Source organism: Moorena sp. SIO3I8 (assembly GCF_010692325.1).
In the GTDB taxonomy this organism is placed as follows: domain Bacteria; phylum Cyanobacteriota; class Cyanobacteriia; order Cyanobacteriales; family Coleofasciculaceae; genus Moorena.
The window spans coordinates 48,847-69,942 of sequence record NZ_JAAHHW010000026.1; the positions used below are offsets into that span (position 1 = coordinate 48,847).

At 43.8% G+C, this 21,096-nt stretch carries 21 protein-coding genes; 9 read left to right on the top strand and 12 right to left on the bottom strand.

The features are described 5' to 3' along the window. Window positions 1-131: 131 nt before the first annotated feature. Both F6K51_RS12950 and F6K51_RS12955 read right to left on the bottom strand, forming a co-directional pair. A complete protein-coding gene (locus F6K51_RS12950; RefSeq protein WP_293020851.1) occupies window positions 132-1,193 on the bottom strand; it encodes a polysaccharide biosynthesis/export family protein in 1,062 nt (353 codons plus the stop codon). Window positions 1,194-1,396: 203 nt separating this feature from the next. After that, complete coding sequence (locus F6K51_RS12955; RefSeq protein ID WP_293020852.1) at window positions 1,397-3,064, bottom strand: alkaline phosphatase family protein; 1,668 nt, start codon at window positions 3,062-3,064, stop codon at window positions 1,397-1,399. Between the two features lie 1,244 nt (window positions 3,065-4,308). Here F6K51_RS12955 and F6K51_RS12960 point away from each other — a divergent pair. Continuing rightward, window positions 4,309-5,076, top strand: a complete 768-nt coding sequence (locus F6K51_RS12960) for a WecB/TagA/CpsF family glycosyltransferase (protein ID WP_293020853.1) — start codon at window positions 4,309-4,311, stop codon at window positions 5,074-5,076. A gap of 76 nt (window positions 5,077-5,152) precedes the next feature. Here the strand turns inward: F6K51_RS12960 and queF are convergent, their stop codons facing one another. The 3 genes from queF to F6K51_RS12975 all read right to left on the bottom strand — a co-directional run bounded on the left by queF (window position 5,153) and on the right by F6K51_RS12975 (window position 6,458). Then, window positions 5,153-5,572: a preQ(1) synthase gene (queF, locus tag F6K51_RS12965; protein ID WP_075895514.1), complete on the bottom strand. Its 420-nt coding sequence runs from the start codon at window positions 5,570-5,572 to the stop codon at window positions 5,153-5,155. Window positions 5,573-5,586: 14 nt separating this feature from the next. Beyond that, on the bottom strand, window positions 5,587-6,009 hold the full coding sequence (locus tag F6K51_RS12970; RefSeq protein ID WP_075895512.1) for a hypothetical protein: 423 nt from the start codon (window positions 6,007-6,009) through the stop codon (window positions 5,587-5,589). A gap of 83 nt (window positions 6,010-6,092) precedes the next feature. Next, the gene (locus tag F6K51_RS12975) at window positions 6,093-6,458 is read right to left on the bottom strand and encodes a hypothetical protein (protein WP_293020854.1); all 366 of its coding nucleotides are present in this window, start codon (window positions 6,456-6,458) and stop codon (window positions 6,093-6,095) included. A 164-nt stretch (window positions 6,459-6,622) separates the two neighbouring features. Here F6K51_RS12975 and mnmA point away from each other — a divergent pair, with 164 nt between their 5' ends. Continuing rightward, complete coding sequence (gene mnmA / locus F6K51_RS12980) at window positions 6,623-7,711, top strand: tRNA 2-thiouridine(34) synthase MnmA (RefSeq protein WP_293020877.1); 1,089 nt, start codon at window positions 6,623-6,625, stop codon at window positions 7,709-7,711. Here the strand turns inward: mnmA and F6K51_RS12985 are convergent. From F6K51_RS12985 to F6K51_RS13000, 4 genes are all read right to left on the bottom strand, one after another. After that, entirely contained in the window at window positions 7,686-7,898 is a 213-nt protein-coding gene (locus tag F6K51_RS12985) for a hypothetical protein (RefSeq protein WP_293020855.1), read from the bottom strand. The two genes, mnmA and F6K51_RS12985, sit on opposite strands and share 26 nt — an antisense overlap. 82 nt (window positions 7,899-7,980) lie before the next feature. Continuing rightward, entirely contained in the window at window positions 7,981-8,220 is a 240-nt protein-coding gene (locus F6K51_RS12990; RefSeq protein ID WP_293020856.1) for a 2Fe-2S iron-sulfur cluster-binding protein, read from the bottom strand. A 159-nt stretch (window positions 8,221-8,379) separates the two neighbouring features. Beyond that, window positions 8,380-9,870 carry a cobyric acid synthase CobQ gene (gene cobQ / locus F6K51_RS12995; protein ID WP_075895506.1) on the bottom strand — a complete coding sequence of 497 codons (1,491 nt, stop codon included), beginning with the start codon at window positions 9,868-9,870 and terminating at the stop codon, window positions 8,380-8,382. A 73-nt stretch (window positions 9,871-9,943) separates the two neighbouring features. Continuing rightward, window positions 9,944-10,360 (bottom strand): Npun_F0494 family protein, encoded by a 417-nt coding sequence (locus tag F6K51_RS13000; protein ID WP_293020857.1) that lies wholly within the window; start codon window positions 10,358-10,360, stop codon window positions 9,944-9,946. 257 nt (window positions 10,361-10,617) lie between these two features. Here F6K51_RS13000 and F6K51_RS13005 point away from each other — a divergent pair, with 257 nt between their 5' ends. From F6K51_RS13005 to F6K51_RS13035, 7 genes are all read left to right on the top strand, one after another. Continuing rightward, window positions 10,618-11,052 carry a peroxiredoxin gene (locus F6K51_RS13005; protein ID WP_293020858.1) on the top strand — a complete coding sequence of 145 codons (435 nt, stop codon included), beginning with the start codon at window positions 10,618-10,620 and terminating at the stop codon, window positions 11,050-11,052. Between the two features lie 131 nt (window positions 11,053-11,183). After that, window positions 11,184-13,166, top strand: a complete 1,983-nt coding sequence (locus tag F6K51_RS13010) for a response regulator (RefSeq protein WP_293020859.1) — start codon at window positions 11,184-11,186, stop codon at window positions 13,164-13,166. Between the two features lie 103 nt (window positions 13,167-13,269). Further along, complete coding sequence (locus tag F6K51_RS13015) at window positions 13,270-16,149, top strand: PAS domain S-box protein (RefSeq protein ID WP_293020860.1); 2,880 nt, start codon at window positions 13,270-13,272, stop codon at window positions 16,147-16,149. Next, window positions 16,139-16,519 (top strand): response regulator, encoded by a 381-nt coding sequence (locus tag F6K51_RS13020; RefSeq protein ID WP_293020861.1) that lies wholly within the window; start codon window positions 16,139-16,141, stop codon window positions 16,517-16,519. Before F6K51_RS13015 ends, F6K51_RS13020 begins: the two co-directional genes overlap by 11 nt. Before the next feature lie 368 nt (window positions 16,520-16,887). Next, complete coding sequence (locus F6K51_RS13025; RefSeq protein ID WP_293020863.1) at window positions 16,888-17,505, top strand: hypothetical protein; 618 nt, start codon at window positions 16,888-16,890, stop codon at window positions 17,503-17,505. Beyond that, window positions 17,495-17,917, top strand: coding sequence for a response regulator (locus tag F6K51_RS13030; RefSeq protein WP_293020864.1), 423 nt, complete (start codon window positions 17,495-17,497; stop codon window positions 17,915-17,917). The genes F6K51_RS13025 and F6K51_RS13030 overlap by 11 nt, the downstream gene beginning before the upstream one ends. 76 nt (window positions 17,918-17,993) lie before the next feature. Then, a complete protein-coding gene (locus F6K51_RS13035; protein WP_293020865.1) occupies window positions 17,994-18,350 on the top strand; it encodes a hypothetical protein in 357 nt (118 codons plus the stop codon). Between the two features lie 152 nt (window positions 18,351-18,502). Here the strand turns inward: F6K51_RS13035 and F6K51_RS13040 are convergent, their stop codons facing one another. The 3 genes from F6K51_RS13040 to F6K51_RS13050 all read right to left on the bottom strand — a co-directional run bounded on the left by F6K51_RS13040 (window position 18,503) and on the right by F6K51_RS13050 (window position 21,039). Continuing rightward, on the bottom strand, window positions 18,503-18,889 hold the full coding sequence (locus tag F6K51_RS13040; protein ID WP_293020866.1) for a hypothetical protein: 387 nt from the start codon (window positions 18,887-18,889) through the stop codon (window positions 18,503-18,505). 217 nt (window positions 18,890-19,106) lie between these two features. Next, window positions 19,107-19,997, bottom strand: coding sequence for an ABC transporter permease (locus tag F6K51_RS13045; RefSeq protein ID WP_293020867.1), 891 nt, complete (start codon window positions 19,995-19,997; stop codon window positions 19,107-19,109). A gap of 466 nt (window positions 19,998-20,463) precedes the next feature. Continuing rightward, window positions 20,464-21,039, bottom strand: coding sequence for a phytochelatin synthase family protein (locus F6K51_RS13050; protein WP_293020868.1), 576 nt, complete (start codon window positions 21,037-21,039; stop codon window positions 20,464-20,466). Window positions 21,040-21,096 lie beyond the last annotated feature (57 nt).

The following is a 21,096-nucleotide window of genomic DNA, read 5'->3' on the forward strand; positions in this document are numbered from 1 at the left end:
AGTTTTACCCCACTATCAAGCAATGGCTTAAACCCGTAGCCAATACACCCCTGATGAAGAGTCAGATCTCGTGAGCTTATAACTTGTGATAGATGCATTAATTATAACATTTGAGCTATCCTAAATATGAATTATGGTATAAATATGTCTTTAATAATCCGAATGGGATTGAAGATATCCCCAATAAAGTCAAAAACACTTTTGACATTAGTGACCGTTGAATCATAGCAAGCGACACTATCTCTTGGCATCAGCACTGGATTAACTTGGTCATCATTAGGCTTCTTCACCAAGTCCTCTACAGAACGTTCTATTGCCAGGGTTTCCCCAGTAGTACGGTCAGTTTGCAGTAACAGAGCACGGCGATCTGCATTTGTGCTTTCTGTGCCTCCAACACAACTAGCAGCAATTACAGCTTGAGATAGACGGGAGCCATATTCAACTTCCTGGATTCTAAGGTCACGTCCATTATTGGGATTAGTGAGATTGGAGATAAACACAGGAATAGTTGAGGGAGTCAGCTGGGAAGGTCTGGCTAGATAATATTGAGGCAACTCCCGAGTCGGAACAATGATTTGGTCTCCAGCAATCAAGGGAATATCCTCCACTGGTGATCCGGTGAACACACCAGATAAATCAATTACCTGTTCCTGCTCACCCCGAACCAAGCGCACCTGTTCAATGTTGGCATTTGGTTTGATGCCGCCAGCCGTTAAAATGGCAAAGGTTAGGTAGCGTTCTGGAGGATAGTCTCCTGAGACAGTAGCAATCGATGCCGGTAAGTCTCGACCTTTAGAATCCGTATCATTAATCAAAACCCGACCAGGTTCAAAAACAGCTCCTCCCACAGTTACCTGAATTGGAGCCCACTCAAAGAGTTGAATGCTGACTTTGAGGAAATCAGCATGAAAAAAGCCCCCTTCCAGCAAAGCCTTGACTAGGTCTTGCTCGATTTCTGATACTTCTCGACCCGCTGCCAGTATCGGGTCTAGGTAGGGGAATTTTATGTAACCATCCAGATTAACTTCATAGGTGGCACTGAAGCGTTCAGCTTCCGGGATTTCTTCTTCGCCAGCCACAAAGAGTCTAAGGCGATCGCCAGGAGACAGTGGTAGAGCCCAACTGGGAACGGATACACCTATTGCTGCTACGGTAGTAATTAACCCTGCTATCCAAAACTTGAGAATGGACATTGAAGAATCTCTGGGTTCACAACTATTACTTAGTGCTATTACTTAGTGATAACACGTGATAACACTTAGTATAGGGGGGTTTCGGTGAGTGTTTGAGTGTTGACTTACGATCAACACTCAACAACATTCAACAAAAAACACTGAACAGAAAACACTCAATTCCCTTTGCGACTAATTAAAATTAGTCACTAGTTAATTTTCAGTTAACCAGCCACAACAGTTTCTTTAATTGCCGAGAGGGGCTTACCTTGAAAATAGTCAGGAATCGGCGCTCCCATCAAATTCAGAATAGTGGGGGCTAAATCTAGAGAATGACCAGCTGGTAAACTAGAACCTGGCTCAATATCTTGTCCTTGAATCACCAAAAAGCCATCAGAGCGGTGAGAACCAGTACGATTAAAGGGAACTGGACCAATGCGTCCAATATCGGGACTATCTACTACGTCAGTGGCATATTTTTCTTGCCAGATCACGACTAAGTCACCATCAGGTAATTTCGGACCAGTTTCAGTTGCCGATTGGCGGGTGCGGATAATTTCCTTCACCATTGGTTCCCCAGTGCGAGCATCTTTAAGCTGGTAAAGTTTTTGAGTCAATTCCTCACATACAGCATCGTACTGATCAGGGGGGACAATACCGTGAGGTTCCCTTCCCTGGAGATTAATCCTGATATATCCTTCCGAATAACTAGGCAGCGCGAATGCTTTCATCTGAGGCCAGCAGGGTTGGTACCACGATGGACTCTGGAAAAAGAATGGATCGGATTCTGCCTGCATCTTGAACGGAGAAATGAGATCTGGTCCAGGAGTGGAACCAAACAAGGGTGCGATAGGATTGAAAAGTTTGGTAGGGAGTTGACGTCTTAAAAAACCTTTGAGTGGATTCGATTCATGCTTGAGGCTCCACACTTTCCCCATCCAACCCTTTTTCGCCCTGGCATCATTGACTAGGGGTTCTGGGGGTTGACCATAGTTGCCACGACCAATGCCATATTTACCTGGGAAACTCCAGCGATAGAGAAATTCTGGCAGGAACAACATACTCGGTAGATCCATGACGTTAGACCCCATACCATGGGCAGCAAATACTACGACCTGGGCATTATCCGGGGCTTTGCTCAAAATTCCACCAATGGCTTCGTCAATAGCTTCAAAAATTTCTAACACGGGATCTCCAGGGCATTTAGCACCTACAGATGGGTAGAGAGGATGATCCTGCTGACTCAGGTGCCAGAAGTAATGCCCTGCAGTATGGGTTTCACCAAAGATTGTTAAGAAGAAATCCCACGGCATCTGCTGCAACAAGTCTTGACAAATGGCACCCCGGCGGGCGATACCAATCTCCAGTTGTGCCTGAAGACCCTTGAGTGCTTCCACATCCATAATACTGGCATGGTCTTTGCGTAAGACAGGATGCTCACCATGCTTATCAATCAAATCCTGTAGCAAGGATTTGGGTATGGAATGACTGGGAGTCTGAGGAGAGTGAGCTCCCCAAGCAAGGACTTGCAACCCATTGACCTGATTGGACAGGGGAGCTTGAGGTATATCAAAGACTGCCACCCGATAGTCATCTCCCAAGGCATAGAAGGGTTGATACTCAGCAAAGTCGTAGGCTTGAATGTCTTCTACTTCGTAAGTGCCTTCCTTAATTTTCAGAGGTGCCCAGTACCCTGTTTGCTCAGGAGTACAACCAGTGAGGAATGTTGTCCACGGAGTCTCAGCCCGGTAGTATTCGTATGTCTTTAGACGTCCGTAAGATCCCTGTTCTCGTAAGCGACGCAGATTTTTCAGATGCCCTTGAGATATCCATTGCTCTATCAAGGCAGGGTCGGCAGCATCCAAGCCAATGGCAATTACTGGGTTTCTCATTGTTGTGGTTGGTAGATGTGTGGATAGTTTTCTGGTAGGTTAATTAGTTTGCCTAGTTTAGCTCAGCATCTAACCTTACAAATAACGATAGTCGGCTTCACATAGATGAAGGTTGAAGGATCGATGAATCTTAGAGTAGACTTTTATAAAGTTTCTGTAAAGACTACTGCTATCGATCACACTATTTAGTCTCATTCTATAAGTAGCAAAGAGTTGAGGCATTTGTTAGCTCGACTAATTCTCAGACTCGGCTGGCGAGCTCCTCCCTGCTAAAAAATCTTCTTAAAATAAAGCATAAACCTGATCAAGACTACCTGATCAACACAACGACTCGCGATCAGTAAAAATTACCATCGTTAGCTCATTTATGTAGAGTCGATGAAGACTATTTAAAGATTTTATTAAGCTCAGAGAAAATACTAGCCTGGACTCGCCTATAGGCTATGATATTAATGGTAAAATCCACCATTAACTAATCATCAATCAACCATAAAGGAGGACTTGTGCAACAGTAAAAACAAGTAATTTCAATTAAATTAATTCCCTAATACATAACATCTAAATAAAGCTTAAATAAAGCCTAAATAAAGCCTAGACAAGGCTACCTTTTCTAAGGATTATAGAGATAACATTAGTTGAGGGTTTTAAACTCTAAGCAGAACGAAAGTTACTAGGAGGATGGAAAATTGAATCATTCCCAGACAGACAGCCTGATTGATTCAATCAGAGTTGACTCTAATCTAGAATGTTATGATTAGTAACCAATTCTCCCCTCGATACGATCTAGTTCATGCTGTGACAATTAGATTAAATATTTCGTGAAATAATTAACACTGTCATGAACGATAATTCATCGCTTCTTAAAACAGTGAACTAGAGTTGAATGCTAATACCAAAATAGATTTCTGTCAAATTCCTGAGATAGTTTCAACCCCTGGTGTAATCTACATCAAGGGATTACTGTTGTTTAATTAGAGGAGATCTATAGGTTCAGCTATCTAGACAAAAGGGGATTTACCAATAATTTTTCAGAGCTACTATAAAATTACTAAAACTGTGATAATGTAATTTTATTCTTTCCCAAATAAAATCTTGCTCGAAACAGTATCAAGCTAACTTGGTTAGCCGATCGGTAAATGGCCAATTGACTGAGTTCGGCTCCAAGACTGAAGATTGTTGGGAAAAGCTTGGCTGTTTTTAGTGCTTATCCCTTAGCTAGGAGAGACATCGTAAAAAGGTTAAACATGAGAGAAATAGTCAAAATCCTAAACTTAGAGATTGATAATATATCAAAGTCAGAGCTTTTAAAGCGGCTCGATAGCGGGGTTATTTTTACTCCCAATGTCGATCACTTAGTAAAGCTACAAAAAGACCCTGAATTCATGAAGGCATATCGAATTGCCGATTATAGATTATGTGATAGTAAAGTTGTGTATTATGCGTCGAGGTTCTTGGGGTCACCCATACAGGAAAAAATTTCTGGATCTGACTTTTTTCCAGCTTTTTATGATTATCACAGAAACAATGAAACTATTAAAATATTTCTCTTAGGTGGACGAGAAGGAGTCGCTAAACAAGCTCAAGAAAATGTCAATGCTAGAGTTGGCAGAGAAATTGTTATCGCTGCGCACTCCCCATCATTCGGATTTGAGAAGAATGAAGCTGAATGCCAAGAAATCATAGAAATGGTTAACAACTCTGGAGCTACAGTACTAGCTGTGGGAGTTGGTTCGCCTAAACAAGAAAAGTGGATACACAAGTACAAAGATCAATTACCAAACATTAAAATCTTCATGGCAGTAGGTGCCACCCTTGATTTTGAAGCAGGCACTAAACCAAGGTCGCCTGTATGGATGAGTGAGGTAGGATTGGAATGGTTACACAGGCTATTATCTGAACCCCGACGGTTGTGGCGGCGATACCTGTTTGATGCTCCGGTCTTCCTTTGGTTAGTGTTGAAACAAAAACTCAAGAGTTCTATGTTGCCACCACCTAGGGTCAATCTGAATTGATCGCAAGTGCTATATTTTCCGTTTATATCGGAATTGTTTACTGGATCCTCAAGATTACCTATGACCTTTGTACCGATTACTTTTGGTGTCGCACTTCTACAACGGTGTGAACATTACCCCGTGGGTTAAAATCCCCCTTGATGGTGACATCTTCCGGGTTACAGGCGGCTACGAAGTCATCTAAAATTTGGTTGATACTCTCTTCATGGGAGATGTAGCGATCGCGGTATGTATTGATATACAACTTAAGGGCCTTTAGTTCTACCACCAGTTGATTGGGAACGTAGGTGATGTAAATCGTGGCAAAGTCCGGATAACCAGAAAACGGGCACTTGCAAGTAAATTCCGGTAAGGTGATGTTTATGTGATAGGGACGACCGATACGGGGATTGGGAAAGGTAATAAGTTTTGCTTGGGCAATCTCCTGTTCACCGTATTTAATCTGGGGTGTGTCTACTTCTGGTGATGCTTGTTCCTGGGTAAAGGAATTACTCATTGGTTTTGCTAGGATTAGAAACGATTTGAGGAATTTCTAGGATGGGATTCCCAGTCAGGACAATCTTCTGTGTCCCAACCATAGGGATGCATAGCGCAGACTAATAAATTTCCACCGTAGGCTTGACCGTGATAATGACGGCAACCTATGCAAGCGGGATGTTTCTGTGAGGATGGTGTCACGGAATCAGGAAAATCCTCGTCTGTTTCACTGACCATAACCTCAAAGTCAAAATAAATCTCAACAAACGGTTCAACAATCTCTTGCAAACACTGGTCAATTTCCGCACCAATGGCATTGTCTACCTCATTGGCAAACTCCTCAACTTCATTGGCAAACTCCTCAACCACCTCACTGACACCCTCGAAGAACTCATCGACCATATTAGCCACTGATTCCAGGGTTTCATAAATACTTTTAGACCAATCATCTTCCATAGTAAATAGTTACTCAACCACCATGATGTGCTAAACCAGTGTTGTTGACAAGTTGATTATAAGTGCTAGATAAGTGCTATAAGTTAGCGCTTGAGCCGACGTAATTCTTCTTGCATAGCTTGCACCTGCTCGCGTAGTTTGTCAACATTCTGCTCTTCAGGTGGTGCTGATTCTTCTTCATCAGCAATAATCTCAATCCGGCGCGGCTCAGGTTTAGGATCATTAGGGTTAGCTTGAGAGGATTGCTGTTGCCCCTGTTGCACTAAATCTTCAACCAGTTTACGGGCTTCCTCGGTAGTCATCTCCCCTTTTTCTACCAGTTCATCTACCAGTTTCTGAGCTTGACCTCGCACTTCGGACAAGGTTCCCCCAGCTCTCTCCCCTGCTGCTGCAGCTATACCGACGCCTAGATAAAACGCTTTTTGAACCAAATTTCCAAAACCAGCCATGAACACTGATACTCCCAGAGTTATCCTAATACTCTATGATTCCAGGATAGGAGTGAAATCCCACTTTGCCCACTCGACTTAAGGTAGAAGGACTTAAGGGTCAGGAGGACTACAATAATACTATACAATGCAATACCTCCCTAAGGCAGAAATCTGTTGAGTTGATGAATAAAGTTGTCGTTGGCTTGTCTGGTGGGGTAGACAGTTCCGTAGCTGCCGCCACCCTCTATCACAAAGGATACGAAGTTGTAGGATTGACCCTTTGGTTAATGAAAGGGAAGGGTCAATGCTGCTCTGAGGGAATGGTCGATGCAGCGTTTATCTGTGAACAATTAGGGATTCCCCACCATATTGTGGACAGTCGCGATGTTTTTCAGGAAAACATTGTGGATTACTTAGTGTCAGGTTACCAATCGGGGATTACTCCACTGCCTTGTTCTCAGTGCAACAAGGCAGTGAAGTTTGGTCCGATGCTGACCTATGCCCATGAGACATTGGGGATTGATAAAATAGCCACAGGTCACTATGCCCGGATTACTTATGATGCCGAATGCGATCGCTATCAATTGCGGCGAGCACTAGACTTGACAAAAGACCAGTCATACTTCCTGTATGACTTGACTCAAGACCTGCTGGCGGCTTCCCTATTTCCTTTGGGAGAACTGAAGAAAACAGAAACGCGACGCCTTGCTGCTGAGTATAATCTCAAGACTGCTGATAAACCAGAAAGTCAGGACTTGTGTTTAATCGAATCCCACGGTTCTATGCAGAAGTTCCTGGACAAGTATATTTCCCAAACCACAGGTGACATCGTGGACTTGGATGGAAATGTGGTAGGGCAACATCAGGGAATTCACCACTACACCATTGGACAACGGAAAGGGCTAGGTATAGCTGCTCCCAATCCCTTGTATGTGATTGCCCTGGATGCAGCCAGGAATCGGGTAATTGTAGGGGAACGCCACCAAGCCACCCAACCTGAATGTACGGTTCATCGGGTCAATTGGGTATCGATTCAGGAACCTACTGTTCCGATTCGAGCTTCTGTGCAAGTTCGCTATCGCTCACCTGCTGTACCTGTGAATGTGATTCCTCTAGAAGGAAATCGGATCAAATTAGTGTTCGATGAACCACAATTCAGCATCACCCCAGGACAGGCTGCTGTTCTGTATGACGGGGAGCTGGTGCTTGGAGGTGGCATTATTGAGCAGTTACCAGAGAAAATTGCTAATGGCAAATTGGTTGAAGGTTGAAGGTTGGAGGTTGAACGCGATCGCGTGGCCAAAGGCCAAGGTTCAAGGTTGTTAACCCAAGGCGATTCGGTGTAGGGTAGGTTGAACGCGATGGACTTCGTCCCGCTTTGCTGCGAAGCGCGTGGCCTTTTGGCCAAGGTTGTCTGTCAGAATGCAGAATGGTGAATTGATAATGTAGAATTCCCAATTCACCATTCTAAATTCTAAATTCTAAATTCTAAATTCTAATAGTGACCTTGACCAAAGCCAATTGCCATGGTATTTATAGACTACCAATTCGTGTCAGAGTAGAGATTAATCGTCAGCTGTTCATAACCTGCAGGTACAGCAGTGATACAAGAACAGACAGTCGGTCCATTTTCTATGTCTACCTCACAGGCATGACAAGAACCCATCAGGCAACCTGTGGCAATGAACACACCAGCACGTTCAGCCACTAGAAGGATGGGTTCTCCGACTTCGGCCTCAACTGTCACATCATCTGGTAGAAAGCGAACGCTTACACTCATGTTTGATTAGTCATTTCATCTGTTAGTTTTTTATTGTTAATTTTTTAGTTAATTGTTTAAGTTTTAATTTATAATTTCCCTTAACGATTTTCCAGTTTCCATTTTCCCTTCTCAAGTTTACTTTTTACTTTTGAAAAAACTAATCTGATAGTTAACGGTCTAAGACCTTAAAATCGGGGTTAAATCAAGATGAGATTCGATAGTATCAGCCAGTGAATTCAAAAGCGCTTCTCGTTGTTCCCGATAGTTGACAACCCCAGTAGGGAGAGAAGGTAGCCCTCGTCTGGAGCGCAGTTGATTCAACCAGGAACGTCGCCAAGGACTATTGTCAAACATGCCATGGAGATAGCTGCCCCAAATTGATTGATTCACGTCAACAATGCCCAAACCATGGTCATCGAATAACGCTCGATAAGCAGATTTATTATCTCCCATCTCCGCCTCAAGCAGTCGCGAACGCCCCTGATGAATTTCGTAACCGGTAATGGGTAAGCCAACTTGGGGATAATTGGAGGTCACCATCCGCTGACGGGCAACTTTGCCACTGGTAATCAAGGTTTTTAAGGGCAACAAGCCTAATCCTGGATGACGTCCCTGTTTACCCTCTAATCCATCGGGATCAACTAGGGTTTTGCCTAGCATTTGGAATCCCCCACAAATTCCCAAAATTGTCCCACCTGAGGCAGCGTAGTTTTGAATTTGCTCAGCCATGCCACTTTTTTGGAGTACCATCATGTCCGCAATGGTAGTTTTTGTCCCTGGGAGAATCACTGCATCTGGATATCCCAAGGTTTCGTTTGGTGACAGATATTTCAAAAAGACGCTGGGTTCAGCTTCGAGGGGGTCAAAATCAGTAAAGTTAGAAATTCGAGGTAAACGAATTACTACGATAGTGACTTCCTTATTGGACTTGTTCCTGGTGTTGCGATCTAGTAAGTCAAGGGAATCTTCAGCGGGAAACAGTATATCAATCCACGGAATAACTCCAACGACAGGAATACCAGTGCGTTCTTCTAACCATTTTATCCCGGGGTCCAAAAGCGATCGCTGACCCCTAAACTTATTAATCACGACACCTTTAATCAAAGCTCTCTCCTCTGGTTCGAGGAGTTCGAGAGTACCGATTACCTGAGCAAAAGACCCTCCACGGTCAATATCTACCACCAGCAAGGTGGGAGCTTTGAGGTACCGCGCCACTCGCATATTGGTCAAGTCGCGGTGCTTGATATTAATTTCTACTGGGCTACCAGCTCCCTCGCACACGACTAAATCAAACTCATTGGTTAAACGTCGCAGTGATTCTTCAATCACCTGCCAACCCTTATCAAAGTACTTTTCGTAGTACTCCCCAGCACTAACCTTCCCTACGGCTTTACCCATAAGAATGACCTGGGAGGTCATGTCACCTTGGGGTTTAAGTAAAATTGGGTTCATTTCCACACAGGGAATGACACCCGCAGCCCAAGCTTGTACTGCTTGGGCATGTCCAATTTCTCCGCCATTAGGTGTCACATAGGCATTTAGAGCCATGTTCTGACCCTTAAAGGGACAGACACGCCAGCCTTGTCGCGAAAGAAGGCGACATAGAGCTGTGCTTATCAAGGATTTTCCTGCGTGGGATGTAGTACCCACCACCATAATCGCTTTCATAATTCAGGGTTAGGGCGTCAGAACTAGCCTAGATGATCAATAATTTGAGATATCACCCTGTCACCAACTTGATTTAAACCGACAATCTTAGCCAGCGATTCAAGGTATGATCGAGTCGATCTGATAGTGAGGGTGGAGGTAAGGTTTCTCCAAGCCGTTCCCACTTTTCTAACAACTGACGACCCAAAGGTGTCAGTCGAAAACTATCCGTAATTCCCTGACCGTCTACTTCTCGACGTAATACACCCACTTGAATCAACCACATTAAATCGCTTTCTACTGCCAATTCCGACCTAGGGCGCGTTGTGTAGTTTCTCTCCACACCTTCAAGACCTACTATAGATAAGAGTGGAACACTGCTAGAACGCATCGCTGCCAATAGAGGCATTTGGAATGGCAAACAGCGCATTGCTTGCTCTGCACGCTTAGTAGTTCGGTCAGGATATTGAATAGGCTGGCTACCTTGAGACTGAATTGAAGTTCTTGCCACAGTTACTAAATCTCAGAACTATACTGACCGCCGATTATTTCTATATTAAGGTTTTTTTGACATTAGAGGCCAACCTCTGGTGGTTTACTCTAGAAATTTTGGAATTTATTCAAGACCCAGGCAAAACTGGGCAACAAACGCGCTTATGTATAATGATGCTTAAAGAGAAGGCACCCTAAAAGTCGAGTTACTAGGTAAGTCGTATTACTGTAAACTTTATACATAAGTTCAGTATATTTCTATAGGAAACAAAAGTTATGGCTCTTCAAGTTGGCATGGATGCACCAGCATTTACTGTCAAAGACGACGAAGGCAATACCGTTTCACTGTCCGACTTTGCGGGGAAAACTGTAGTGCTTTATTTTTACCCCAAAGACGATACTCCCGGCTGCACCAAGGAAGCCCAAAGCTTTCGGGATAACTACACTGAGTATCAAGGTAAAGACATGGTGGTACTCGGTGTCAGTATGGATGATGAGGCATCCCACAAACAATTTAAGGAAAAGTATGGTCTGCCTTTCACCCTGCTAGCAGATACCGATGGCGCAATCACCAAGGCTTATGATGTTGATGGTGGCGGTTACTCCAAGCGGGTAACCTACATTATCAACGGCGAGGGCAAAATTACTCACGTTGATGAGACGGTAAAAACTGCTACCCACGCTCAAGATATCTTGACAGCCATGGGCTAAGCTAAGTCAAAAGCCTCAAACTTCGTCTAAATTTTTGTGAATTTGGGCGAAGTCATGACTATTTATATAATCTCTATTTATATAATCAAGAAACTAACCCATCCCCTTGGTGCTGGAGCTGTTAGGTCCTCGTGAGAATCCTGCTAGTAGAAGACGATGAAGGTATTGCCAAAGTGGTAACGGCAGCGCTAGCTAGTCAACATTATCAGGTTGATCTAGCTACAGATGGGGATGAGGGCATAGCACTAGCAGAGATATTTAAGTATGACTTGATTTTGCTAGATTGGATGCTCCCCAAGCTCACGGGGATTGATTTGTGCAAGCAGCTGCGAAACGCACGCGATCGCACTCCGATTATACTCCTCACTGCCCAAGACACCAGCACTAACAAAGTCGAAGCTTTAGACGCAGGAGCAGATGATTATTTAGTCAAGCCCTTAGACATACCTGAATTATTAGCCCGAATTCGAGCAGTGCTGCGCCGCAGCAGCACCCCCCTACTCCCTGTGCTTGAGTGGGGATTGCTCGAACTTGACCCCAGTAACTGCCAGGTCAGCTACGATCAGGAACTATTACATCTGACACCTAAGGAGTATGGTCTATTAGAGCTGTTTTTACGGAATCCCCACCGCATCTTTAGCCAAAGTTTCCTGCTAGATAATCTCTGGTCTTTTGAAGAACCCCCTACAGAAAATGCCGTTAGAGCTCATATCAAAAGTTTACGGCGGAAACTCAAGGAAGCTGGAGTCAAAAATGATTTAATTGAAACCGTCTACGGCTTGGGGTATCGGCTCAGACAACTGCCTGAGGAAGGTTCAGGTCAAACAAAGACTGAGAAAAACAAAGGCAAAAAAGTAGCTAAAAAGACACCATCTAACCTGAAACAATCAAAGAGCAAGAGTGATAGTTCCGTTTCCCCAGTCCCTAAGGCTCAATCCGAAGAACCAAAGCAATCAGGACTAAGTGCCATTTGGGAGCAGCAGAAGTCAAAGTATATCAAGCGGCTCAATGTATTGGAGCGGGCGGTGACGGATTGGCGAGATGGTAATCTTACCGGAAAGTTGCGACAGGAGGCTTTAGGGGAGGCACACACCCTAGCCGGTTCCCTCGGTAGCTTTGGTTTTGATCAAGGCTCTCTCAAATCCCGTGAGATTGAGCAGATATTGCAATCTGGGAAAAAAGCTAGTGAGGAGGTAATAGCACATCTGTCTCAACTAGTGGTAGAACTACGACAAGAACTAGAGACCGAGGATAACCTTCCAAAACCTACTCAAAGTCAACCACTCCCGATTACCAACTCCCGATTCCCGATTCCCCACTCCCCACGACTATTGATTGTGGATGATGATGTAAAACTAGCGCAAGGGTTAGCCTCAGAGGTAGCAGCCGGGAAAATGCAGGTTGAGGTGGCCGGTGATATATCTCAAGCCCGAAAAGCAATTGCTCGTAACCGCCCCGATGTGGTACTCCTAGACTTGTGTTTTCCTGAATCAGCGGGAAATGGTTTAGAGCTGTTAGCAGAACTGAAAACAACTGAGCCCCCTGTACCTGTGGTAGTACTTACGGTTCAAGAGAGTTTTGCTGAACGAGTCAAAGTGGCTCGTTTGGGGGGACGGGGTTTTCTTCAGAAGCCTGTAGCACCTCAAAAGGTGATGGATGCGATCGCTAAAGTGTTGCAACAATCTGGTCCACCACAGGCAAAGCTATTGATTGTTGACGATGACCCTCAAATCTTGGATCATCTACGCACTGTGCTAGAACCTTGGGGATTCCAATTGACTTTACTAAACGATCCACAACAGTTCTGGGAGACCATAGAGCAGTGTACTCCCGATTTACTGATTTTGGATGTGCAAATGCCGGAATTTAGCGGTATTGACCTGTGTCAGGTGGTACGCAATGACCCTCGCTGGGGTGAGTTACCGGTGCTGTTTCTCTCAGCTGCTCAAGATGCTGAAACTGTGCAGCAAGTGTTTATGGCAGGGGCAGATGATTACGTACAAAAACCAATCAAGGAACCAGAACTTTTGGCTCGGGTGTTGAATCGCATTGAGCGCAGCCAACTAAGACTTAGTATGATAGCACAGAAGAATCAAATGTTGTCAGATAAATAAATAACTATGGTCAGTTAGTGGACATAGAATTTGGAGATCGGACATAGTAGAGTTGATCACATTTTATTCACAGTTGATGGTTAACGGTTGACTGTCAGCAATCATGTCAATTGTCAACCTGATTATGATCAATTTCTTTGACTATCTCCTATTTGCCGAAACGTTTATTCCCCAAGGTAACTGCTACCTTGGGCAGCCTAACGTGATCTGGCTGCACCTGATCAGTGATGCTCTCATTACCCTAGCCTACTATTTGATTGTCATACTGCTAGTCTACTTGATTAGGCAGCGGCAGAATCTGCCTTTCAAGGGACTATTGATGTTGTTTGGGGCGTTTATTATTTGCGGTGGCACCACTCACCTGATGGAACTATGGACCGTTTGGGATCCAGCTTACTGGCTATCAGGCTCTATTAAAGCAATTACAGCTATAGTTTCTGTCTACACTGCCATAAAATTATACTCTATTATACCTCGAATCCAAAATTCACCTAGTCTGGCTGGACTTGAGCAGCTCAACCAGGAGCTAAAATCTCAAATTGAAGAGCGTATTTTAGCAGAGCAATCCTTACGGCAACGTGAGCAACGCTGGCAATTGGCACTACAGGCAGCTAATCAGGGAATTTGGGACTGGAACCCCAAAACCAATGAAACCTTTGTATCCAGCCGATGTAAGGAAATGCTGGGGTATGATGAAAGCTACGACATCGGAAACTATAACCATCAATGGCGGACACACATCCATCCCGATGATTTAGACCAGGTGATCAAAGCCATGGAGGATCACTTAGCCCAGAAAACCTCCTATTATGTTCAAGAGTATCGCTTACGGTGCAACAACGACAGTTACAAATGGATTCTTGACCAGGCACAAGCACTTTGGAATGAAGCAGGTGATCCAGTGCGAGTGGTTGGCTCAATTACGGATATTAGCGATCGCAAGCAGACAGAAGAAGCATTTCAAGAAAATGAAAAGGCGCTGAAGTCCAACGAAGAGCGGCTCCGAGCAATTATGAGTTCTCTTCAAGACGTGGTGTGGTCAGTATCACTGCCTTCTGGGATACTGCGCTATGTTAATATAGCCTTCGAGCAAGTTTACGGTCGCCCAACTTTCGAGCTATTTAGCGATCAAGACAACTTATGGCGACAGTTTGTTGTGCCAGAAGATTTTGATCCTGTTGATAAGGCATGGCGAGCTGTTCAAGAAAACCGTCGTCAATCGTGGGATTTAGAATATAGAATTCAGCTCAGTAATGGAGAAATTCGCTGGCTGAACGATCGCGCTCGTGTGGTTAGGCGTGATAATGGCACCTCTGTACATCTTCACGGCATCACTACGGATATCACGGAGCGTAAACAGCAAGAAGCTCAACTGCAACAACTCAATCGAGAATTACAACAACTCAATCGAGAATTAGAAATTAGGGTTCAACAGCGCACAGCTGCTTTACTCGAAAGCGAACAACGATTCCGCTCGTTGTTTGAATCTGCCCCAGATTTTATCCATATATTAGATACTCAGGGCATGATTGAGCAAGTGAACCCGGCTGTCATCCAGCAGTCGGGTTATGCTGAATCAGAATTGATCGGTAATCGCTTAGAAGAGTTCTTTACCCCCACATACCAAAATATTTGCCAGCAACAGTTTCCAGTTTTACTGGAGCAGGGAACCCATCGTCAAGAAATTGAGTTTGTCTGCAAAAATGGGACTGTTCTTACCACAGACTCCTCCTACTCAGTGGTTCATGATACCCAAGGAAACATTAGCTATATCTTAGTGTTGCAGCGAGATATTAGTTCACGCAAACGATTTGAAGAAGAACGTACCCAGTTAATTGCTAGTTTACAGGAATCAGAGCGACGGTGGCGCAGCCTTCTCGAAAATGTGCGACTGGTGGTGGTGGGACTAGACCGAGAGGGTAAAGTGGAGTATGTCAATCCGTTCTTCCTAGAATTGACTAGGTACACAGAAGCAGAAGTTTTAGGCAAGGACTGGTTTGAAAACTTCCTGCCCAATTACCAGCAACAGTCAGTACAGCAATACTTCCAGGACATCCTAGAGCCAGACTTTAAACCTCACTATCAGCACTCGATTCTCACCAAGTCAAAGCAAGAAAAAATCATTGCTTGGAATAATACCCTACTCCAAAATCTCCAGGGAGAGGCAATTGGCACCATGAGTATTGGGGAAGATATTACTGAGCGCTACGCTATTGAACGGATGAAAGATGAATTCACGTCCGTGGTCAGCCACGAACTCCGTACCCCCCTAACGTCAATTCATGGTGCCTTGAACCTGTTATCAACTGGTCTAATTCAACCTCAGTCTGAACGAGGACAGCGTGTGATTGGCATTGCCGCTGATAGTGCTGAGCGTTTAGTGCGACTAGTTAACGATATTTTGGAGCTGGAACGTCTGGAATCTGGTAAGATCCGTTTGTCGAAGCAGCCAGTGAATGCAGCTGAGTTGATGGTTAAAGCTGTTGATCAGGTGCAGGTGATGGCTAATCGAGCTGGGATTAAATTGGAAGTCTCGCCCCAAGCCATTGAATCTGAAATTGAATTCGAGGCTGATAGCGATCGCATTATTCAAGTCATAACCAATTTACTCAGCAATGGGATTAAATTTTCAGACAGAGGTTCTAGCCTATGGTTAACTGTAGAACTCCAACAGCCAGAGGAACCAGAAAAAACCTCACCCCCTGACCCAAACAGTGCCACGATCTTGTTTACCGTTAAAGACCAAGGTAGGGGAATTCCGGCTGACAAACTTGAAAGTATATTCGGGCGTTTTCAACAGGTTGATGCCTCCGATGCCCGTAAAAAGGGAGGGACGGGTTTAGGGTTAGCGATTTGCCGTAATATAGTGGAGCAGCACGGAGGCAAAATCTGGGTTGAGAGTACTGTTGGTGAAGGCAGCAGTTTTTATTTTACCTTACCAGAACAAACAGCAGCAGCAGAAGGTGGGAAAGATGACAACTAAGCGCATTTTAGTGATTGATGATGATGATGGGGTTCGAGAAATCATCCAATTTTCTCTAGAAGCAGCAACAGGGTGGGAAGTGTTGACAGCTGCTTCTGGTAAAGAGGGATTAGCTAAGGCTGAGGCAGATCAGCCTGATGCTATTCTCCTAGATGTCATGATGCCCGAGCTGGATGGACCGGCTACATTTCGACAGTTACAAGCTAATGCAGTGACAGCGGACATCCCAACCATTTTGCTAACAGCTAAAGCTAGGAGCAGCGAGCAAAAGCAGTTTCTAGATTTGGGGGTAACTGGAGTTATTACCAAGCCGTTTAAACCTATGGAATTGGTCGAGGAAATCCAAGGGATTCTTAATTGGCTCGATTGAGCTATCGCAGTGCTAGGTTTTATTGAAACTCCCAACCCGGCAGCCAATTATCAAGAACTTCATGATAGATTAATTGCTGGCAAACGCAGTTCTAAATTGGGTGAGGTAAAAAGATTCCATAGCACTCACCTTTGAGATCTTACCGATTAGCCATAAGTTAGCACCCTACCCAATAGACCTCTTGCAAAAATAACTAAGCAATCATTTTGGATAGCTTCTAAGTCAATTTTGACACCTATTCCCTATTCCCTATTCCCTATTCCCTGACAACTGCCGCGAAGTCTAATCACAATCTCTTCACATTTGCGCCCTAATTTATATTTTTAGGTAAGGTAAATAGATCTTGGGTTGAACTTCGGGGTATGGGTATGATTTTTTCAAACAAAGGTAGCAGTTCCAGTAATTGTTCCAACGCCACTCCTTTGGAGCAATTATCCCTGAGTCCCACGATCAGTCCTAGGATCGATTTAGCTTATCCTCACCACCCAGAGCACCAGAGGAGACAAACCTTCACACCAGTTGTCCTGGGTATCAAGAGTTTGCCCTTGACCAAGGAACGAGATATGGGTACCAGCCAAGCCCAGGACTATGAGTCATACATCGGATTAGCTGTGGATGTATTTCAGAGTCAAGACTCAACATTTATCAAATCTCTTAAAGACTTTCTGACTGTTTTACCCAGTCCCACTTATATTGAGCAAGTCTTACTGGCAGCGGTTTATCGACTACCAGAGATTAACCTTGATGCTTGTCAGTGGCTATTGCGTCATCCCGATTATTTGATGCCCGAACTTGACTTAGTGGCAGTAGCGATGACTGTCGCAATCAAGAAGCTTCAGGAGCAAGGGTTAGTGTTGGGTCAAGATTTTAGCGTTGAACCAAATGGTCAGTTAGATCTCAGTACTCTGGCAAAAGATAAGTTATGCTTCGGTAGCTCAACTAGCGATCGCCTCTTGCTAGAACAGATTCTGCAAGTTGGGGATTAATCTTGATCATGAATTTATAGAGGCTGGAGCGATGAACAAAACAATTTTATTAATTGAAAATGATAAACTGTTGCGCTCAAATTTTTCAGATTTACTGGAATTAGAAGGCTTTAATGTCCTTACTGCAGAAGATGGTTGGCTCGGGTTAAATTTAGCTAAAGTTATCCGACCTGATTTAATTATTTCTGAAACTAATATACCATCCCTTGATGGGTATGAGCTTCTACAGATATTACGAGATAGGTTAAATACAGCGAAAACACCGTTTATATTTCTAACCAGTGATTCCAAGGAGGATGGCTATGCTCGAGCTAAGGAACTGGGAGCCAATGATTATCTAACCAAACCTGTAGAGAGTCAGGAAATATTAGCAGCAATTAATCAGCAGTTAAGAATACTTCCATTGACTTAAAACAGGGCTTAAAATACGCTATATATTGATTAATAAACCGGTGGACAATAACCGGTTGGCAAAAGGAGTGTAAACTATGGGTAAAACCCTTGTTCACGTAACTACATCGATAGTGATTAAAGAAATTGAAAACGTCTTAGCAACGTATCCGGAGTTTCCCTATCAATACATGTTTTACCAGTCTAACATACGCGAGGATTTAATTGTTTATGTCCTTAGCAGAATTCCGAATCATTACGAAGTTATAGACAATAGTGAAGCATCATCGAAAAGCCAAGAATTACACCAGTTATCCTCAGAGCAGAAGCTGTATTTAGAAAACTGGATTCACACAGGAATCTATCATTTATTTCATCTAATGGGAAACTACAGCTGGGATAATTACCCGATGCCCCAAACGTTTACCTCAAGGTCTATCTCCTTTAATTTCTGAGCTTGATATCCGACAGTTTATATCATAAAATAGCAGTTCTCAATTGGGTATTGAGAACTGCTATTTTATCTATGGTATGACCTGTAAATCAAATGATTAACTGAACTTGATATCAATCGTGATCCAAACCTGATGCAAAATGTCTAAGATTATCAGTAACTTTCGCTAACTCCAGACGTAGCAGGCTGGTTTTCTGGATATTGGTTTTCTGGAGAGACTATTTGGGGATTGCGCAACCGTTCCAATTGTAAACGCCGAAACTCAGAAGCAGCATCGTCTAGTCTCTGAGACTGTCCCTGATTGAACTGATTGATGTCAACTGTACCCAATTGGGCATTATGGATTAAATCAAAAGCGTTGAAACCACTGTCTCCAAACCCCCCAAACGTGTCTTGCTCGTTAGGATTATTAAAATTTTCATCCGCTCGAATAGTACCTATACTTTGGGCAGTAGCGGACCCGTGCAGTAACGCTGTAGTAATGCCAAGGGCTACACTCAATACAGCTACAGTAAAAACAGATTGGTTGCTGATTGTCATAGAAATCCCCCCTCAATGGATAAATCTCACTGGTATTCTGCTATAGATTTATATATAGTTAACCTGAGTTAACCTGCACAGTTAACCTGCACAATTGTTACAGGTTCATTTTGGGCTGTTGACGCGATTCTGTCAATAGTCAACCATCCAGAAAAAGCGATGAGTTAATATTAATTCTTTCACGGGATCCTAGGGCCCGCGGCCCTAGGAAGAATAATTACAACCGGCGGCTCAGTAGTGGGGCAATTGCGAGTAATGCGACTGTGCTAAAACCAAGCAATATCAACAGGGATTGGCCAAAGGTAATAGATGCCCAGGGAGCCTGCATCACAATACTACCAACAGACCAGTCATTGTGAAGATAGAGATAGCGAATTGGTTCAATGGCATAGCTGAGGGGGTTAAGACTGGCTACCACCTGTAACCATTTGGGCATGAAGGAGAGAGGAGCAAGGGCTGTGCTGGCAAACAGTAGGGGTAAGTTGGTAACAAAAATGACTGCAATTAGTTCAATGTGACCGGGTAGAGCAAATGCTAGTCCGAGACTGAGAGCTGTGACTCCCACCACCAGCAAGAACACAATCAAGCCAATCATCGCCAGACCAGCTAAGTTCGGTAAACCAGCTCCTAAAAAGGAACTAGCGGTGACAATTGCCACAGTTTGCAGCAAACTCAGAGCGATTATATATATGGCTGAGGCTGCAACAATAGAGAAGCGAGATACTAACGGAGCTACGAGTAAGCGGTTGAGGAAACCAAATTCCCGGTCAAACATGATCGGTAAGCCAGCATTGAGTGCTCCGGCAAAGGCGGTAAACACAATCACCCCTGCACCTAGGAATTTGCCATAGCTCAAACTCTCGCCAAAAATCCCTTGAGGAGCGTTTTGGAATAATGCCCCAAATAGGATTAGCCACATTAGGGGCTGGATAATACCAGCCATTAAGGTAGAAGGACGCCGTTGCAGCTGAATAAACAGGCGTTTGGTTAGGGCAAGGGTTTCTTGGATAAATTCACTTACACCAGGAGTATCATTGACTGGGATTGGTGCAGTAAGGTCTGGTTGCCAGTTAAATTGGGATTTAGGAGGGGTAAGGGTTTTACTCATATTCATTCGTGGAATAGATTCTTACAATAGTTGGAGCAATCTTTATTAACCCTGTTGAGAGGGCAGCTTTTGAAGCAAGAATTATGGCGGTTATCTAGGTTCTATTTTAAAGAATCCCTTTATAATTCAGTCGTTGTTTTTTTCCTTAAACCAATCTCACCCAATTTATTATGATATCAAAAATACTGGTGTTGATTTCTCTATCCATCAACAATGGAATTATGAAAGTGGATGCCAAACTGTTTTTAATAATCTTTAGTTATGGCTTGGGTTGCACGATTTAATTCATGTTATGAATCAATTTCAACCTTATTTTATTGATGGATAATCTGGCTTTTTTGTTACTTGGTTACTTCGGAGAGTAACAAAAGATTGATATTGCTTATGCATCAAAGATTGCACCGATGCCAGCTGCTACCAAGAATCCAAGACTATAACCCATAGCGTTAGTCTTGGACTATGTCAATTACTGCTCTGTGCCCTCAAGCTTCCGGACTACAATCATGCCACGGGAGCGTGACGAGGAACTATCCTTGTCTACGCAAGCCTTATACATTTGCTCTATAGGACATTTCCAAAAGCGTGTGTACTTCTTGGGATTGGTGTCGGCGACAGTCAGTTCTTTGGTAGTTGAGTCGTAGTCTGCCACCAAGGAGAAGTGACCCCCCCCTAAATTGACATTATCGTGGGCGATGCTAACACTGAAGTTTAGGATGTGGATATCCTTGTTATCCGAGACTGCCCTTTCAACTTCCTTGATAAAGACATCAAGTGTCATGCTCGGTTTGTCGAAATGCTCCATGATTACAGAGAACGGTAATTTAGCACCCTCGACGTACTTGGTTAAGGTGTCATAGGTCTCAGCAAGGGTCATCCCGTCATCTAGAACCGAGGCAATCGGCAGTCTGGTTACGTAGAATATATCGTCAATAGTCGTTGGACATTCTAGTGCTGTCAATGCATAAGCGATCGCAGTGACGTTGCAGCAGTTAATGGGCTGCTGAAACTCAATCATTTTGATATTTTCGAGGTCTTTGCTCATTGGATTCCTCTAATTTTCGTCTTTTTCCTGATTAATTTATCTAAATTAGAATATTAA

Coding starts and splice junctions, on each gene's coding strand:
- F6K51_RS13020 (WP_293020861.1), top strand. CDS start 16,139: ATGACAACTAAGCGCATTTTAGTGATTGATGATGATGATGGGGTTCGA.
- F6K51_RS13015 (WP_293020860.1), top strand. CDS start 13,270: ATGTCAATTGTCAACCTGATTATGATCAATTTCTTTGACTATCTCCTA.
- F6K51_RS12975 (WP_293020854.1), bottom strand. CDS start 6,458: ATGGCTGGTTTTGGAAATTTGGTTCAAAAAGCGTTTTATCTAGGCGTC.
- F6K51_RS13025 (WP_293020863.1), top strand. CDS start 16,888: ATGATTTTTTCAAACAAAGGTAGCAGTTCCAGTAATTGTTCCAACGCC.
- F6K51_RS13040 (WP_293020866.1), bottom strand. CDS start 18,889: ATGACAATCAGCAACCAATCTGTTTTTACTGTAGCTGTATTGAGTGTA.
- queF (WP_075895514.1), bottom strand. CDS start 5,572: ATGAGTAATTCCTTTACCCAGGAACAAGCATCACCAGAAGTAGACACA.
- F6K51_RS12955 (WP_293020852.1), bottom strand. CDS start 3,064: ATGAGAAACCCAGTAATTGCCATTGGCTTGGATGCTGCCGACCCTGCC.
- F6K51_RS12970 (WP_075895512.1), bottom strand. CDS start 6,009: ATGGAAGATGATTGGTCTAAAAGTATTTATGAAACCCTGGAATCAGTG.
- F6K51_RS13045 (WP_293020867.1), bottom strand. CDS start 19,997: ATGAGTAAAACCCTTACCCCTCCTAAATCCCAATTTAACTGGCAACCA.
- mnmA (WP_293020877.1), top strand. CDS start 6,623: ATGAATAAAGTTGTCGTTGGCTTGTCTGGTGGGGTAGACAGTTCCGTA.
- F6K51_RS12990 (WP_293020856.1), bottom strand. CDS start 8,220: ATGAGTGTAAGCGTTCGCTTTCTACCAGATGATGTGACAGTTGAGGCC.
- cobQ (WP_075895506.1), bottom strand. CDS start 9,870: ATGAAAGCGATTATGGTGGTGGGTACTACATCCCACGCAGGAAAATCC.
- F6K51_RS12960 (WP_293020853.1), top strand. CDS start 4,309: ATGAGAGAAATAGTCAAAATCCTAAACTTAGAGATTGATAATATATCA.
- F6K51_RS12950 (WP_293020851.1), bottom strand. CDS start 1,193: ATGTCCATTCTCAAGTTTTGGATAGCAGGGTTAATTACTACCGTAGCA.
- F6K51_RS13050 (WP_293020868.1), bottom strand. CDS start 21,039: ATGAGCAAAGACCTCGAAAATATCAAAATGATTGAGTTTCAGCAGCCC.
- F6K51_RS13035 (WP_293020865.1), top strand. CDS start 17,994: ATGGGTAAAACCCTTGTTCACGTAACTACATCGATAGTGATTAAAGAA.
- F6K51_RS13005 (WP_293020858.1), top strand. CDS start 10,618: ATGGCTCTTCAAGTTGGCATGGATGCACCAGCATTTACTGTCAAAGAC.